General features: G+C 68.9%; 5 protein-coding genes. 1 reads left to right on the top strand and 4 read right to left on the bottom strand.

What is annotated here, in order from left to right; translation table 11 throughout:
* Nucleotides 1–37: 37 nt before the first annotated feature.
* From PEM_RS01245 to purL, 3 genes are all read right to left on the bottom strand, one after another.
* The gene (locus tag PEM_RS01245; protein ID WP_111128434.1) at nucleotides 38–1891 is read right to left on the bottom strand and encodes a S8 family peptidase; all 1854 of its coding nucleotides are present in this window, start codon (nucleotides 1889–1891) and stop codon (nucleotides 38–40) included.
* A gap of 158 nt (nucleotides 1892–2049) precedes the next feature.
* Nucleotides 2050–9573 carry an ESPR-type extended signal peptide-containing protein gene (locus PEM_RS01240; RefSeq protein ID WP_111128430.1) on the bottom strand — a complete coding sequence of 2508 codons (7524 nt, stop codon included), beginning with the start codon at nucleotides 9571–9573 and terminating at the stop codon, nucleotides 2050–2052.
* Between the two features lie 439 nt (nucleotides 9574–10012).
* On the bottom strand, nucleotides 10013–13897 hold the full coding sequence (gene purL / locus PEM_RS01235) for a phosphoribosylformylglycinamidine synthase (RefSeq protein WP_111128431.1): 3885 nt from the start codon (nucleotides 13895–13897) through the stop codon (nucleotides 10013–10015).
* 589 nt (nucleotides 13898–14486) lie between these two features.
* On the opposite strand from purL, the gene PEM_RS01230 reads away from it, so the two are divergent.
* Nucleotides 14487–16586 carry a glycosyl hydrolase family 18 protein gene (locus PEM_RS01230; protein ID WP_111174780.1) on the top strand — a complete coding sequence of 700 codons (2100 nt, stop codon included), beginning with the start codon at nucleotides 14487–14489 and terminating at the stop codon, nucleotides 16584–16586.
* A 121-nt stretch (nucleotides 16587–16707) separates the two neighbouring features.
* On the opposite strand, the gene PEM_RS01225 is transcribed toward PEM_RS01230, so the two are convergent.
* A complete protein-coding gene (locus tag PEM_RS01225) occupies nucleotides 16708–17493 on the bottom strand; it encodes a thioredoxin fold domain-containing protein (protein ID WP_095378089.1) in 786 nt (261 codons plus the stop codon).
* Nucleotides 17494–17662 lie beyond the last annotated feature (169 nt).

Below are 17662 nucleotides of genomic sequence, written 5' to 3'. Positions count from 1 at the left end.
TGACGGGCCTCGGCCGTTCAACTACGACACGACAGGCTTACTGCGTGGCGAGGATGCTGACGCCGTTGTAGGCCGCTTCGCCCACCACCTTGATGTAGTAGGTGCCTGCCACCGGCTTGTTCACCCGTACCGTTTCGGACGTGCCGGGACGGGTCGACTTGCCATCGTTGTCGCTGGCGCTCGGCTCGCGTCCCTGGGCGATGTAGACCGACACGTTGCCGGTGCCACCGTAGGTGATCACGCTGAACTGCTTGCCAGCGGCTGCCTCGAAGCTGTACAGGCGGCTGCTGCCGGCCGTACCGTTCAGGCCCCCCACCGCGGCCTTGTTGGTCAGCGGCGTCGCCACCGGCCCGCAGTTCTCGGTGCACGGCTCTTCCAGTGCCTTGGCCAGCGCCGCCTTGGCATCGACGATGCCGGTGCCGATCGGGGTGGCGGCCGGAATGCTGACCGGGAACGGGCGCGCGGTTTCCTTCAGCAGCGTGCGCATGGCGGCGGGGGCCAGCGGATCCTTGCCCTTGGCGATCAGCGCGCTCTGCACCAGTGCAGCGACCGCAGCCACGTGCGGCGAGGCCATCGACGTGCCGCCCATGCCCATGTAGCTGTAGCTGCCTGACTCCGGCGTGGTGGCCGCATCGGAACTGGACTGCCAGACGTAGCCGCCGGGATTGCCATCGACGCTGCCACCACCACCCGGACCGGACAGGTCCACGCGGGTGCCGTAGTTGGAGTAGTAGGTGATGCCGCCGGTGATGCGGGTGGCGCCGACGGTCACCACGCCGTCGCAACTGGCCGGACGGTACTTGGATGCGTTGTCGGTCTCGTTGCCGGCCGCCACGACCACGGTGGTGCCACGCGAGATCGCGCCATTGATCGCATCCTGGTAGGTTCCGTCACAGCTGCCGCTTCCACCCAGGCTCATGTTGATGATCTCGGCCGGGTTGGCATTGGCGGGCACGCCCGCCACGGTGCCGCCGGAGGCCCAGGTGATGGCGTCGGCGATATCGGAAAGGTAGCCACCGCACTTGCCGAGCACGCGGACCGGCAGCACCTTGGCCTTGTGCGCGACACCGGCCATGCCGACGCCGTTGTTGGTCTGCTCGGCCACGGTGCCGGCCACATGGGTACCGTGCCAGGAGCTGTCCTCCGCGACGGAGCCGGTGTAGCACTCATTGTCGTTCTCGACCCAGTCGCCATAGTCCTGCGCGCCCGGCACGCGATCGTTGGTGGCACGGCGCGACGTCTCGGCATCGCTGATGAAGTCGTAGCCTTCCAGCAGGTTGCCGACCAGGTCCGGGTGCTGCGGCAGGATGCCGGTGTCGAGCACGGCCACCACCACGCCCTCGCCCTGCGATACATCCCACGCCGACGGTGCGTTGATGCCACCGGTGGCGTTGTGCAGGTGCCACTGGTACTGCTGGTAGTACGGATCGTTCGGCGCCAGCGCCGGCTGCACGTCACCGGCGCGCAGCTCGGTGCGGCGCAGCTTCACGTCGGCCTCGGCGTACTGCACGGCCGGATCGGCCTTCAGTTCCTTCAGCACGCGCTGCAGTTCCGCAGGCGCCAGGCGGCCCTGCAGGCGGATCAGGTCGGCACCGACGCCGAGCCTGCGCACGACCTGCGGGCCAAGCGTGCTGGCGCGGGCGGTGCCACCGGACAGGCTGGCGCGGGTCAGCGCGGACTGCACGGTGGACAGCTTGGCCGAACGGTCGCCCGCCGCAGCGGTTCCGGCACGATACTTGACGATGATGCGCTCGGCGCCCGGCTCGGCGGTGCTGGCCTGGCGCACCGGTTCACGGGTCGGCAACCCGGCGGCGTGGACGGCACCCACCGCGGTCATCGACAGCACGGCGGCGGCAAGCACATTGATGCGAAGGTTCTGCTTCTTGATCACGTCGAAATTCCTCTTCTGGGTCATGGATCGAACCAACACTGCGGCCATCATTCCTTGACGACTCCCGGCCGGCCCAGCCGGGATTGCCGTGACCTCCCCCCAGGCCCTGATTGCAGGTTTGGCGCCGGCGTGGGTGGCCGCCGGCGCAGTGGTTTGGCTTACCAGCCGAAGCCGGCACCAACGCCGACCGAGCTGTCGTCACTGCTGAAGGCACCGCCGAAGGTGACCGTGGCGCGATCGCTGATCGCACGCTGGTAGCCCAGCGACAACGCCGACTCGCCGCCCTGGAAACCGATGCCGACGCCGACCCGGTTCTGGGTGCGGATACCGGCGGCACTGGTGGCCATGTTGAGCATCGCCGCGCTCATGGCGCCCTGGCGGTCGATGCGGCGATCCATGTGGCGCAGGCGCCCGTCGATCTCGCCCTTGAACACATCGAAGCTGTCGGCGACGGCCTGCACGCGGCTGTCGGTGTAGCTGTTGGCAGTGGCCATGCCACGGTCCAGCTGGCCCTTGTTGACGGCGTCGGTGGCGGTGGTGCCGGCGGCGACGTTGGTGACCTGGCGTTCGTTGCCTTCGCTGCCCACCGACACCGTATTGGCACGATCGGCGACCGAGCCCTGGCCCAAAGCCACCGCGTTGGCAGCCGTGGCACTGGCACCCTGGCCGATGGCGGTGGACGAGGCGCCACTGGCCACTGCGCCCTCACCCATGGCGACGGCATTGAAGCCCGTGGCCGGGGTGCCAACCGGAATCCCGGCACCGGCGGCGGCGGCAGTCGGCGTGCCCTGCACGCGTGCGGTGCTGGCCGGTGCTGCATCGGCGGTGGCCGGTGCGTCGGCGACGCTGGCCAGCGGGCTTTCATCCAGCGAGGCACTCATCGAACGCAGGCTTGCCGTTCCCGAACGCGTGCCTCCGGCGGTGCGGCGATCGATCTCGCTGACCTTGCGGTCCAGCGCACCGAGCGCATCGCCGACGTTGCTGTAGGTGGCGCCCTGGATCACGTAGTTCGGCGCCACGAACACACCCTGCATGCCGACGCTGGCGCCACCGCCGAGGAAGCTGGCGGCATCACTGAGCGACTGGAACAACTGCCCGCCATTGATCGCCTGGCGGCTGCCGGCGGCGATGCTGCCGGCACCGACGTTGTCGATGGTGGTGCCCTGGAAGCCGGACAGGGTCAGGCGATCACGGCTGGCGTCGTCATAGCCGACTGCGCTGGCCGCCGTGGTCTCGACCGTCGCGATGCGCGAATCGAAATCACCCACGCGGGTTTCCACTGCGCCCACGCGCTGGTTGGTGACGTTGAGCTGGGAGCCGGTGACCGCATCGGTGCTGCCGGCGGCGATGCGGCCGTCGGCCACATTGACGATCCGCCGCGTGGCCGGGCCGGCGGTGCCGTTGCCACCGCCGACCGAGACCACGTTGGCCTCCAGCGCACGCGAACCGGCACCCAATGCCACTGAGTTGTTGCCGCTGGCGCCGCTGTTGGCGCCCAGTGCCAGCGCCGCGTTGCCGATGGCCGTGGCACCACTGCCCAGCGCATTGCTGCGGCTTCCACTGGCGTTGGCGTTGCCGCCGATGGCCACGGCATCCGTGCCGGTGGCACTGGCGGTACCCGAACCGTTGGCCTTGAAGCGTTGGCCGACCGCATCGGCGGTGGCGGCCACTGCATCCAGCTGGCCCTTGTTCACCGCATCGGTGGCCTGCGTACCGGCCGCGACATTGGTGAGCTGGCGGTTGATCGCGCTGTGGGTGACTCCGGCAGCATCGACCCACTCCTGTGCGGCACCCACCGACACTGTGTTGGCACGGTCGGCCAGCGAGCCCGCACCCAACGCGACGCTGTTGCCGGCGTCCTTGGTGGTCCAGGTATTGCTGCCGAGCACCGTCGCGTTGCTGGCCTGCGCGTAGCTGTTGTAACCGACCACGGTGGCGCCGTCTTCGGTAGCCCACGCCTCACTGCCGATGGCGGTGGTGAACCGGCCAGCACTGACGCTGGCGGCATCCTGTCCGGCCAGTGCATTGAAGCCGACCGCCACGCCGTTCAATCCGGTCGCGGCGTTGTTGCCCAGAGCGGTGCCGTACTCGCCAGCCTTGGCCTGCACGCCGAAGCCGGCGCCGGCGATCTGCGCAATGGTGCCCTGGCCCACCGCCGTGGACACGTCGGCGGCCTGCGCGGCACTGCCTATCGCGGTGCCGAAGAAGCCGGCGCTGGCGCCTGCACCAAACGCCGTGGCACGCCAGCCATTGGCCTGTGCGAAGTTGCCGACTGCAGTAGTTTCGCGACCATCGGCGATCGCGCCGTAGCCCACTGCGGTGGCCGCCAGGCCGGCGGCCTCGGCCATGCCGCCGACAGCGGTCGCCCCGATGCCCTGCGACTGCGACTGCGCGCCGATCGCAATGCTGGCGGCGCCGCCGCTGCTGCTCTGTGCACCCAGCGCTACGGCACCGCCTGCGGTGCTGCTGGCACCGCTGCCGATCGCCACACCCTGCTCGGCCGTGGCCAGTGCGTCAACGCCGACCGCCGTGGCATTGGCCGCGACCACCGTTGCGCCGCTGCCCAATGCGGTGGTGCCGTTGCCAATCGCATTGGCCGCATTGCCAGCGGCGAGCGCGTCGTCGCCCTCCACCCGTGCACCGGCTTCGCCATCGGCGTTGCCGCTGGCCTGGAACTGCCGGCCAGTCCTATCGGCAACGCTGGCAACCGCGTCCAGCTGGCCCTTGTTCACCGCGTCGGTGGCCTCGGTGCCGGCTGCCACATGCGTCACCTGGCGCTCACCGCCCGCGGTGCCCACGGCCACGGTATTGTCGCGCTCGGCCTTGGAGCCGGCGCCCAGCGCCACGCTGTTCAACCCACTGGCGGTGGCACTGGCGCCCAGTGCCGTGCCATCTGCGGCATCCGCCCACGAATTCCAGCCTATCGCGGTGGCGTAATCTTCGGTCGCCCAGGCGCCGGCACCGAAGGCCGCCGCGCCGGTGCCGCTGGCACGCGACGGGATCAAGCCGAAGAAGGTGCTGCCACCAATGGCCACGCTCTCCTCGCCACTGGCCTCGCTGGACTGGCCCACGGCCACGGCACCGGTACCGGCTGCGGCGGCACCGAAGCCGACCGCGGTGGTGTTGGCCCCGCTGGCGGCCGAGCCGTAGCCCAACGCGGTGCCGAGGCGTCCGCTCGCTTCGGCATAGCCACCGACGGCGGTGGTGCCATCGGCAGAGGCGGCACTGCGGAAGCCACTGGCCAGTGCCTGCGTGCCGCTGGCGTTGGATTCGGTGCCGGTCGCGGTGCTGTACGCACCACTGGCCTGTGCACGCGCACCCGCGGCGCTGGCACCCAGCTCGCTGGCACTGGCGCCGGTACCGAGCGCAAGGCTGTCTTCGCCGGTGGCCTGTGCGGTACTGCCCAGTGCTGCGGCGTTGTTGCCGGTGGCCAGCGCATCGATGCCGACCGCCGTGGCGTTGGCGGCCAGTGCATTGGCGCCGCTGCCGAGTGCGGTGGCACCGTTGCCGATGGCGTTGGCCGCATCACCGGCCGCCAGCGCGTTGTCACCCTCGACCAGGGCGCCGGTTTCACCCTCGGCGTTGCCACTGGCCTGGAACTGCCTGCTGGTCTTCTCCGCTGCTGCGGCTACGGCGTCAAGCTGGTTCTTGTTGACCGCATCATTGCCCTGCGTGCCATCGGCCACGTTGGTGATCTGGCGGGTATTGCCAGCACCGCCTACCGACACGGTGTTGTCACGGTCCGCGATCGAATCGGCACCCAGCGCCACGCTGTTGGCAGCGCGCGATTCGGCGGCGTTGCCCAGTGCGGTGCTGTTGATGCCGCCGGACCAGGCGCCGCCACCGACGGCGGTGGAGTAATTGCCCGATGCTTCGGTGGCCAGCACGCCAAACAGCGAACCACCGACGGCGACGCTGTTGGTGCCGGTGGCCAGGCTACCCTGGCCGGTGGCGGTGCTGTAGGCACCCGACGCCTCGGAGTCGCCGCCCAGCGCCACGCTGTTGGAACCGGTGGCACTGGCGAAGTTGCCGAAAGCGGTGGCGTTGAACGCCGATGCCTGGGAATAGCCACCGATGGCGGTGCTGTAGCCACCGGTCGCTTCGGCGCCGATGCCGAACGCTGCCGACGCCGTGCCGCTGGCGACGCTTTCGCTGCCGACCGCGGTGGCGCCGCTGCCGCTGGCATTGCTGAAGTAGCCCACCGCCACGGCTTCCTCGCCGGAGGCTTCGGACAACACACCGTTGGCGGTACTGCCGGCACCACTGGCGATGCTGGCGGCACCGAACGCCGCGCTCTGCTCGCCGCTGGCTTCGCTTTCCGCACCCTGCGCGGTGGCGTACTCACCGGTCGCCTGTGCGTTGGCACCGACGGCGCTGGCGTTGGCGGCGCTGGCCAGCGCGTTGAGACCGATCGCCTGCGCGTTGTTGGCCAGCGCATTGGCACCACTGCCGAGTGCGGTGGCGCCGTTGCCGATGGCGTTGGCCGCATCACCGGCGGCCAGCGCGTTGTCACCGTCCACCAGCGCACCGGCCACGTCACCGCCGCTGCCACTGGCCTGGAAGAAGCGGCTGGTGGTGGTGGCGGTACTCGCCACCGCATCCAGCTGCGCCTTGTTCACCGCATCGGTGGCCTGGGTGCCAGCGGCGACGTTGGTGATCTGCCGCTCGTTGCCGGTGCTGCCGACCGACACGCTGCGGGCGCGGTTGGCAACCGAGCCGGCGCCGAGCGCGACAGCGTTGCTGGCGCTGGCGTTGCTGCCGGCCCCGAGCGCGATCGCGCTTTCACCACCGGCCACCGTGTTGGTGCCGATGGCAATGCTGTTGAGGCTGTTACCCAGCGCCTGGAAGCCCAGCGCCACGCTGTTGTCGCCATAGCCGAAGGCACCACGGCCGACTGCGGTTGAGCTGGCACCATTGGCCCAGCTGTTGTAGCCGATGGAGGTTGCGCCACTGCCGCTGGCCCATGCCGCGTTGCCGAACGCCGAGGCGTTGGTGGCGGTGGCCCATGCACCGGAACCGAAGGCGCTCGCACCACTGGCCGTGGCCCAGCTGTAGCCACCGACAGCGGTGCTGTCATCGCTGCTGGCGAAGGCGCTGTCACCGACCGCAACGGCATAGCTGCCGGTCGCACGCGACTTGCCGCCGGCCGCGAAGCTGTTGTCGCCGCTGGCCTTGGCGGCATTGCCGAACGCGCTGCTCACGGCACCGGTGGCCTGCGCACCGCTGCCGACCGCCGTGGCATCGGCAACCGCCGTGGTGCCCACCTGCTGCGCCTTTCCGTCGGCGCCGATGATCGGCTGGTTGTACTCGTCGTAGGCCTGTCCGAGGCCACCGATGGCAACACCACCGTTGCCGGTGGCGCTGCTGTTGCGACCCACCGCCACGCTGTCATCACCGATCGCTGACGCGGCAGCGCCATGTGCAACTGCACCAGCACCGATCGCGTTGCTCGAGGAGCCGGCCGCGACCGCACCTTCGCCCTCGGCGAACGCACCGGCATCACTGCCCGCTTCGGGCTGTGCCTGGAAGAAGCGCGCGGTGCCGTCGGCGGTGCTGGCCACCGCGTCGAGTTGGGCTTTGTTGACCGCATCGGTGGCTTCACTGCCCGCGGCAACGCTGGTGATCTGCCGCTCGTTGCCGGCACTGCCCACGGCCACGCTGTTGGCGCGCACCGCTTCGGAATTCGCGCCGAGCGCGACGCTGTTGGCACCACGTGCAGTGGCGTAGTAGCCCACCGCGGTGCTCTGCGCACCGCTGGCCCAGGTCTGCGCACCGAGCGCGCTGGCATTCTCACCCGGGGCATAGGCGAAGTAGCCCACGGCGGTGGATTCCACGCCGGATGCTTCGGTCAGGCTGCCGTTGGCCACCGCACGATCACCGCTGGCGATAGCGCCGGCGCCGACCGCGGTGGCGGCTTCGCCGCTGGCCTGGGTCTGCACGAAGAAGCCCAGGCCCGGAATCAGGTCGGCCGGGCCGCCGATGGCGACGCTGCTGCTACCAGTGGCGGTACTCTGCGTACCCATTGCGGTGGAGTAGTCGCCGATGGCATTGGCGACCGCACCGAATGCGGACGACTGCGCACCGGCGGCATACGCGCCAACGCCGTAGGACGACGCCGCAAATCCACTGGCTTCGGCACTGGCGCCCACTGCGGTGCCACCGACACCTGCGCTGGTCGCGCCGGTTTCCACCGGCACGCCGCCACTGGTGATCAGCGGATTGCCATCGGCATCCACCGCAGCACCACCGACGGCGACACTGCCCGGGCCGTTGGCCTGTGCGTTGTTGCCGAACGCGGCGCTGTTCTGGCCCGACGCCAGCGCGTTGTTGCCGACGGCGGTGGCGTTCTGCGCAACGGCCGTGGCGCCGGCACCCACGGCGGTGGTGCCGTTGCCGATGGCGTTGGCCGCCTCGCCGGCCGCCAGCGCCTCGTCACCTTCGGCCAGCGCGCCGGCGTCGCTGTTGCTGCTGCCAGTGGCCTGGAAACGCTTGGCCGTGGCATCGGCCACGGCGGCCACGTTCTTCAACTGGCCGACATTGACCGCGTCGGTATCTTCAGTACCCGCAGCGACGCTGGTGATCTGCCGGGTCAGGCCATATTCGGCGGCGCCGACAGAGACGGTATCGACGCGGTCGGCCAGCGAGCCGGCGCCCAGCGCCACGCTGCCGGTGGCAACCGCCGCCGAGTTGGACCCCAGCGCGGTGCTGTACTCACCGACGGCGGTGCTGAACGCACCCACCGCGATTGATGCTTCATTGGCGGCAGTGGCGCCGCGGCCCAGTGCGGTACTGCCCGGGCCCATCGCCACGGCACCGCCACCCACGGCAGTGGCGCCATCGGCGGTGGCTTCGGACAGCGCACCCAGGGCGGTGGCCGCGCCATTCTCGCTTGCAGCGTAGGCACTGGCGCCGACGGCGGTGTCACCAAGACCGAACGCGGCAGCACTCTGCCCGACCACCACGCTGGCGTCACCGATTGCCAATGCGCCCTGGCCGAACGCGCTGGCGCCCAGGCCGGCGGCAATCGCCTGGGTACCGATGGCGGTGGTGGCATTGGCCAACGACTGCGCACCGGCGCCCGCTGCAACCGCGCCCTGCCCGTCGATCTTCGCCGCGTCGCTGTCATCACCTGCGCCATCGGCCTTGAAATAGCGGTTTCCATCTGCGGCGACATCCGCCAGCGCGGCCTGCGTGGCGCGCGCCTGCGCATCCAGCTGTGACTTGTTCACCGCATCGGTGGCCTGGGTACCAGCGGCCACGTTGGTGATCTGCCGTTCCTTGCCGGCGTCGCCGACGGACACGGTATTGGCCCGCGCTGCTTTGGAGCCAGCGCCCAGCGCCACGCTGTTGGCGGCGCTGGCATTGCTGTTGCTGCCGATCGCCACCGCGTTGCTGCCCTTGGCCGTGGCCGAGCCTTCGATCAGGCACTTTTCCAGCAGCTTGCCGCTGAATGCGACGCAGGTAGCGCTGCCGCCGATCTGCACTGACTGTGCAATGGCGGAACCGCTCATGCCCAATCCCAATACCAGGCCCAGTGCCACCGCCAACAGCGCGGGCGTGGCCTGTGTCGTATCACGGCGCTGGTCGACAACACCACCGCTGCTGTCGGAGGAGGCCAGTTCCGAGGCCACCACCAACTGACCCAATGCTTTGTTCCAGACCTTGCGATAAATCCGATTCATCGGTACGGCTCCTGATTGGACTGGTTTTGGGCAAAGCAACGCCACCGCCGGGCCTTGTGGCCCAACGTCCCCTGGGGGCGTTTATTCGCGTGATTTACTGCGGGGTATTGCCGAACGGCGCGCAGCGACAGAAAACCGAGCGCGTGCGCCGAGCGGTTACTGCGGAATGAATGGTTCTGAAACGGGGTTCAAGTGTTAACGGCAACTTTGCAGATCGTCAAGACTTTGACACGGCAAATGCTATTGCCGTGAAGCAGTTCACCATTTCACGTGTTTATAAAAGTATTTTGTTAGGTACACGTGACGGACCGCTGGCGCATGAAAACCGATGTAACTAGCGGGCGCGACAAGGGTTTCACGCGTGCAAAGAAAAACCCGCCGACGAAGCGGCGGGTTTTTCCATACGCGGTGGCATTGCGGCCTGCGCGGAACGATGCGATCAGCCGCACCACACCCGCGCGTTGCGGAACATGCGCATCCACGGCGAATCACCCTGCCATTCCGCCGGTGCCCAGCTCAGGTTGAGCGCGCGCGGGGTACGTTCCGGGTGCGGCATCATGATGGTGACGCGGCCGTCGCTGCTGGTCAGGCCGGTGATGCCGTCCGGCGAACCGTTCGGGTTCAGCGGGTACTGGCTGGCCACCTTGCCATTGCCATCGATGTAGCGCAGCGAGACACGTGCAGCAGCCTGGTCGACGGCATTGTCGAACACGGCCTGGCCTTCACCATGCGCCACCGCCACCTGCAGGCGCGAGCCGGCCATGCCACGCAGCAGGATCGACGGCGATTCCACCACTTCCAGCAGCGCGGTGCGGGCTTCGAACTGCTCGCTGGCGTTGCGACGGAACTGCGGCCAGTGCTCGGCACCCGGAATGATGTTCTTCAGCTGGCTCATCATCTGGCAGCCGTTGCATACGCCCAGCGCGAAGCTGTCTTCGCGCGCGAAGAACGCGGCGAAGGCATCACGCAGTGCGCTGCGCTCCAGGATCGAGGTGGCCCAGCCACGGCCGGCACCGAGCACGTCGCCATAGCTGAAGCCACCACAGGCCACCAGGCCGGTGAAATCCTGCAGGGCCACGCGGCCTTCAATCAGGTCGCTCATGTGCACGTCGAAGGCACGGAAGCCGGCACGCTCGAAGGCGTTGGCCATTTCGATCTGGCCGTTGACGCCCTGCTCGCGCAGCACCGCCACGCGCGGACGCGCACCACTGCTGATGAACGGTGCCGCCACATCCTCGTTGAGGTCGAAGCTGAGCTTCGGCTTCAGGCCCGGTGCGTTGAAGGCACGCGCGATCTCGCGCTCGGCATCGGCATTGGCCGGGTTGTCGCGGCGCTTCTGCATCGCGTGGGTGACCGACCACCAGGCATCGAACAAGGCCTCCCAGCGCCACTCGGCCAGGTTCTCGCCGCCCAGCGACACGCGCACCACCGGTGCGGTGGTTGGCTTGGCGATGCGCTGCGCGCATTCGGTCAATGCATGGCGTTCAACCAGGTCGGCAAACGCTGCACGGTCTTCGCGCGCGATCTGCACCACCGCGCCCAGTTCTTCGTTGAACAGGCTGCGGAACGGATCGTCACCCCAGGCATCGAGGGCGATGTCCAGGCCCAGGCGCGAGGTGAAGGCCATTTCGCACAGCGCGGCGAAAGCACCGCCGTCGCTGCGGTCGTGATAGGCCAGCAGCAGGCCGGACTGGCGTGCATCGCGGATCAGCTCGAAGAAACCCCGCAGGCGCTGCGGATCGTCCAGGTCCGGGGCGGCACCGGCGAAGGCCGGCAGGTCGCCGTGGTCGGCATGCACCTGGGCCAGGATCGAACCCCCCAGGCGCTGCTTGCCGGCACCGAGGCCGATCAGCCACAGCTCGCTGTCCACCTCCCGGTCGAGCAGCGGGGTCAACTGCTGGCGCACGTCGGCGACCGGCGCGAACGCCGAGATCACCAGCGACACCGGCGACACGCTCTTGTGCGCTTCGCCCTGGTCGTGCCACTGCGCCTGCATCGACAGCGAGTCCTTGCCCACCGGGATGCTGATGTCCAGCTGCGGGCAGAGTTCCATGCCCACCGCCTTCACCGCGTCGTACAGCAGCGCGTCTTCGCCCGGGTGACCGGCCGCGGCCATCCAGTTCGCCGACAGCTTGATCTCATCCAGCGCATCGACCGGGGCCGCGCACAGGTTGGTCAGCGCTTCGCCCACCGCCATGCGTGCCGAAGCAGCAGCATTGAGCAGGGCCAGCGGGGTGCGCTCGCCGATCGACATCGCCTCACCGGCTACGCCGTCGAAGTCGGCCAGGGTGATCGCCACGTCGGCCACCGGCAGCTGCCACGGGCCGACCATCTGTTCGCGCGCGGTCAGGCCGCCCACGCTGCGATCACCGATGGTGACCAGGAAGTTCTTCGAGGCCACGGTCGGGTGCGCGAGCACGCGCAGGCCGGCTTCCTGCAGGTCCAGGCCACCGGTCTTCAGCGCCGGCCAGCGCGGTGCCGGCGGGTGCGCGGTATCGCGGTGCATCTTCGGCGGCTTGCCGAACAGCACGTCCATCGGCAGGTCGATCGGTGCATCGGCCGGGGTGTGGCCCGGCACGGCGCCGTAAGCCACCACCAGATGCTCTTCAGCGGTGGCCACACCGACCGCAGCGAACGGGCAGCGCTCGCGGGCGCACAGCGCGGCGAACTCGGCCAGGCGCTCCTGGGCCACGCCCAGCACGTAGCGTTCCTGCGACTCGTTGCACCACAGCTGCATCGGTGACAGCGACGGATCATCGGTGGGCACCTTGCCCAGGTCGATGACACCACCGACGTTCGAGTCGTGCAGCAGTTCGGGGATGGCGTTGGACAGGCCACCGGCGCCGACGTCGTGGAAGAACTTGATCGGGTTGTTGGCGCCCATCGCCACGCAGCGGTCGATGACCTCCTGGCAGCGGCGCTCCATTTCCGGGTTGTCGCGCTGCACGCTGGCGAAGTCCAGGTCCTCGGCGCTTTCACCGGAGGCCACCGAACTGGCCGCACCGCCGCCCAGGCCGATCAGCATCGCCGGGCCACCCAGCACGATCACCGCATCACCGGCCTGCAGCGGGATCTTGTCGACCTGCACGCGATCAATCGCACCGAGGCCACCGGCCAGCATGATCGGCTTGTCGTAGGCGCGCACCAGATCGGCGCCTTCCGGCAGCTCGAAGCTGCGGAAGTAGCCGAGCAGGTTCGGGCGGCCGAACTCGTTGTTGAACGCGGCGCCACCGAGCGGGCCGTCGGTCATGATTTCCAGCGCCGGTGCCATGCGCGGGTTCAGCGCGCGCGGCGCCTCCCACGGCTGCGGCAATTCCGGAATGCGCAGGTGCGAGACCGAGAAGCCGGTCAGGCCCGCCTTCGGCTTGCCACCGCGGCCGGTCGCGCCTTCGTCGCGGATCTCGCCACCCGCGCCGGTCGAGGCGCCCGGGAACGGTGCGATCGCGGTTGGGTGGTTGTGGGTTTCCACCTTGATCTGGAAGGCACTGGGCACCTGCGCTTCGCGGCGGTATTCGCCACTGGCCGGATCGGGGCGATAGCGCGACGCCGGATGGCCTTCGATCACCGCGGCATTGTCGCTGTACGCGCTGAGCGTGTGCTGCGGGGTCTGCTGGTGGGTGTTCTTGATCATCCGGAACAGCGAGCGGTCCTGCTCCTGGCCGTCGATGGTCCAGCTGGCGTTGAAGATCTTGTGGCGGCAGTGCTCGGAATTGGCCTGCGCGAACATCATCAGTTCCACGTCCGACGGCGAGCGGCCCAGCGCGGTGAAGCGTTCACGCAGGTAGTCGATCTCGTCCTGGGCCATGGCCAGGCCGAGGCGCTGGTTGGCGGCCTCCAGCTGGTCCACCGGCACGCGTTCCAGCTCGCCACGCGCTGGCGCCGAGAACAGCGCCTGGCCCTGCTCCACGGTCTCCAGCACCGACTGCGTCATCGGGTCGTGCAGCGCCTTGACCAGCGCCTGCTGAGCGTCGGCATCGGCCGGCCAGCCCTGCACGTCGATGCGCAGGCCACGTTCGACCCGGCTGACCGGCTGGCCGGCACCGCGGACCAGTTCGGTGGCCTTGCTCGACCACGGCGACAGCGTGCCCAGGCGCGGCACCACGATGCGGCTGACTGCGCCTTCGGCCACGGCTTCGGCCTGCGGCGCCGCTTCGAGGATGCGGCACAGCGTGGTCAGGTCGGGGGCGGCGCTGCCTTCGGGCTGCACGAAGTAGACGTGCCAGGCGCCGCTGATGCGCAGGGAGGGAGCGATGGACTGCAGGCGGGATTCAAGACGTTCGCGGCGGAACGGCGACAGGGCGGGCGCGCCCTCGAGGACCATCATGTCCGGGGAACCGTAGTTGGGAAACGGGCCCGACATTGTACCGGAAGCGGGGGAAGGGCTTTGGCCGGGCGGCGCCCGGCACCCGCCGAGGCCACGGCAACGACAACGGCAACGGCAACGGCCCAAGCAAAAGCTGGGTTCCCGTGGGATGGCGGGGTGGTGGGGGCCAGCAGGACACGCCGTAAACCCGTCCATGGGGGCTCGATGGCGCCATCCATGGCGCCAACGGTCCTGCTAACCCACACCGAGCTTACATGGACGTACTTGCAGCGCCCCCTGCGCAGCCCACCCCCCCGGCCAACCCCCAGAAATCCGCTGTTGGCGGCAAGCCCCAGCCACGAGGGGGCTCCGCCGATGGCCGCCGACTGCGCGCCAGCGCCGCTTTCCGCCCAAATCGCCGAACCATGCGCTTGCTCACGGATTGACCACGCAATTGATGACAACGTTGTCCCCACCTGGTGCCGGACTCTCTCCCCGGCCTCCCAGGTGCCTCCGTCCGGCCCCTCCGTCGCCTTCCCGGGCGATGCCCGGACCTGCGTCACGCGCAGCGCCATCGGGGCCCGCGCGCCCTTTGATCGGAGACTCACCCATGTACGACCCGATTGTGCGCAGTGCCGAACGTTCGACCCGAAGCTGTCGTCCCCGCCATCTGGCCTGGCTGCTTGCCCTGGCCGCCGGCAGTGCCGCCCTGCCCGGCCTGGCGCAGGCTGCCAGCTGTGCCGGCGTGGCCCAGTGGGACCAGGCCAAGATCTACCGGGCCGGCGATACCCTGCAGAAAGGAGGCGTCCTCTATCGGGCGAACCAGGACATCTGGAACGCGCCACCGGACCATCCGGCCGGCGCGCCCTACTACACCAACCTCGGTGCCTGCGATGGCAGCGGCACCAACCAGCCGCCGGTGGTCAGCCTGACCTCGCCGGCCAACGGCGCCACCTTCAGTGCCGGCAGCACGGTCAACGTGACCGCCACCGCCAGCGATCCGGACGGCAGCGTCGCCAAGGTCGAATTCTTCCGCGACGGCAGCACGCTCGGCGTGGCCACCAGTGCGCCGTATGCGGCCAGCTGGACCAATGCCAGCGCCGGCAGCCACACCCTGCGTGCGGTCGCTACCGACAACAACAACGCCACCAGCAGCACCGCGACCATCACCATCACCGTCAACGCTGCCGGTGGCGATACCACCGCGCCGAGCGTGCCCGGCGGGCTGGCGGCCGGAACGCGCACTGCCAACAGCATCGCGCTCAGCTGGAGCCCATCCACCGACAACACCGGTGGCAGTGGCCTGGCCGGCTATGACGTGTACCGTAACGGAAGTCTGGTCGGTTCGCCGTCCAGTGCCAGCTATGTGGATGGGGGGCTGACCGCATCGACCACCTACCGTTACCGCGTGCGGGCGCGCGACAACGCCGGCAACGCGTCGGCGCAGGGCACCGAGATCAGCGCCGCCACGCTGGCCGGCGACGGCGGCACCACCGGCAAGCGGGTCATCGGTTACTTCACCCAGTGGGGCATCTACGGCCGCAACTACCGGGTCAAGAACATCGACAGCAGCGGTTCGGCGGCGCGCCTGACCCACATCAACTACGCGTTCGGCAACGTGCGCAACAACCGCTGCGAAGTCGGCATCACCCAGCCGTCGGATCCGAACAGCGGTGCCGGTGGCGATGCGTTCGCCGACTACACCAAGGCCTTCAGTGCCGCCGAGAGTGTCAGCGGCAGCGCCGATACCTGGGACCAGCCGCTGCGCGGCAACTGGAACCAGCTCAAGCAGCTCAAGGCCAAGTACCCGAACCTGAAGGTACTGATCTCGCTGGGTGGCTGGACCTGGTCGCGCGGCTTCTCCAGCGCGGCGCGCCCGGAAAACCGTCAGGCCTTCGTTGCCTCGTGCATCGACGCCTACATCAAGGGCAACCTGCCGGTGACCGACGGTGCCGGCGGCGCCGGTGCGGCGCTGGGCGTGTTCGACGGCATCGACATCGACTGGGAATACCCGGTGGCCTGCGGCATCGAATGCGGCAAGCCGGAAGACAACGCCAACTTCACCGCGCTGATGGCCGAGTTCCGCCGCCAGCTCGATGCGGTGCGTCCGGGCCTGTTGCTGACGGTGGCGGTGGGTGCCGGCATCGACAAGATCCGCGTCACAGATCCGGCGGCGTACCACCCTTACCTGGACTACATCAACGTGATGACCTATGACTTCCACGGCGCGTGGGATGCGAAGACCAATCACCAGTCGGCGCTGTTCGATTCGCCGAATGATCCGTCCACCGGCGACCAGAAGCTGTACAACAGCAACGACGCCATCGAGGCCTTCATCAGCCGTGGCGTGCCCGCCGCCAAGCTCAACCTGGGCATCGGCTACTACGGGCGTGGCTGGACCGGCGTGGCCAATGCCAACAACGGCCTGTACCAGACCGCCAGCGGTGCCGCCCCGGGCACGTATGAAGCCGGCATCGAGGACTGGAAGGTGCTGAAGAACCTGGCGTGGCCGGGCTACACCGACAACACCGCCGGTGCCACCTGGATCTACAACGGCAGCACGCTGTGGAGCTTCGACACCCCGGCCAACATCACCCGCAAGATGGGTTACGTGAAGACCCAGGGCCTGGGCGGCGCGTTCGTCTGGGAGTTCAGCGGTGACGATGCGCAGGGCACGCTGACCAAGGCGGTCAGTGATGGCCTGAAATAAGGGAAAAGCCGGGGGCGCATTTTGCGCCCCCGGCCTCTGATCTGTGGAGCCGAGCCCATGCTCGGCTGATGGTTGCGCAGCCGAGCATGGGCTCGGCGCTACAGGAAAAGGTCAACGGCGATCAGCGCTTGGCCGACAGCTTCTCCAACGCCGCACGCAGCTGTGCCGGCGGCAGGTAGCCCCCCAGCTGGGTGCCGTCCGGTGCGAAGATCGCCGGCGTACCATTCACGCCCAGCTGCTGGCCCAGCGCGTACTGCATCGCCACCGGATTGGTGCAGTTCCTGGCGGGAACGTTGCCGCCGCGCTTGGCGTTGGTCAGCGCCTGGCGACGATCCGCTGCACACCAGACCGAAATCATGTCGGTGTAGTCCTTGCTGCCCAGGCCCATGCGCGGGAACGCCAGGTACTCGACGGTGATGCCGTTGCGGTTGAGCTCGGCGATGTCCTGGTGCAGCTTGCGGCAGTAACCGCACTCGATGTCGGTGAACACGCTGATGGTGTACTTGGCGTTCGGCGCGGCGAAAACGATGCGATCGCCGTGGTTGGCCTTGGCCAGCAGGCCGCGGCGATAGCCGAGCAGGCCTTCGCTGTTGGCCGGGCCCTTGGCGTGGGTGTCGTAGGGCTGAGACTGGAACAGATAGCGGCCGTCATCGGACACATACAGAAGCTGGCCTGAAACGACGACCTCGCGGAAGCCGGGGAAAGGCGCGGCGCCAATGTAGTCCACCTGGAAACCGGGGTTCAACGCGGTCAGTGCGGCGCGTACCGCCTGGTCGGCGGGCGCATTCGCGGCCGGACTGGCCTTGGCCGCAGCGGCGGCGGGTGCCTTGGCGGCCGGCGGAGCCGGCTGGGCGCAGGCGGTCAGGCTGAGCGCACCGAACACGGCGGCGATGGCAAATCGGAGCATGGAGCGGTCCGCGACAGAAGAAGACCCCGGATTCTGACACAGCCGCCGGTACCGGGCGGCGACGCCCGGCAGCGCCCCGGGCAGCGATTCAGCCCGGCACTCAGCCACGCGGATGGTGGCGGGCGTGCAGCTTCTGCAGGTGCTCGCGCGCTACCAGGGTGTAGATCTG

The organism is Stenotrophomonas sp. Pemsol (assembly GCF_003586545.1).
GTDB lineage: Bacteria > Pseudomonadota > Gammaproteobacteria > Xanthomonadales > Xanthomonadaceae > Stenotrophomonas > Stenotrophomonas sepilia.
The sequence above is the reverse complement of the archived record's forward strand: the minus strand, read 5'-3'. Positions and strand labels throughout refer to the sequence as shown.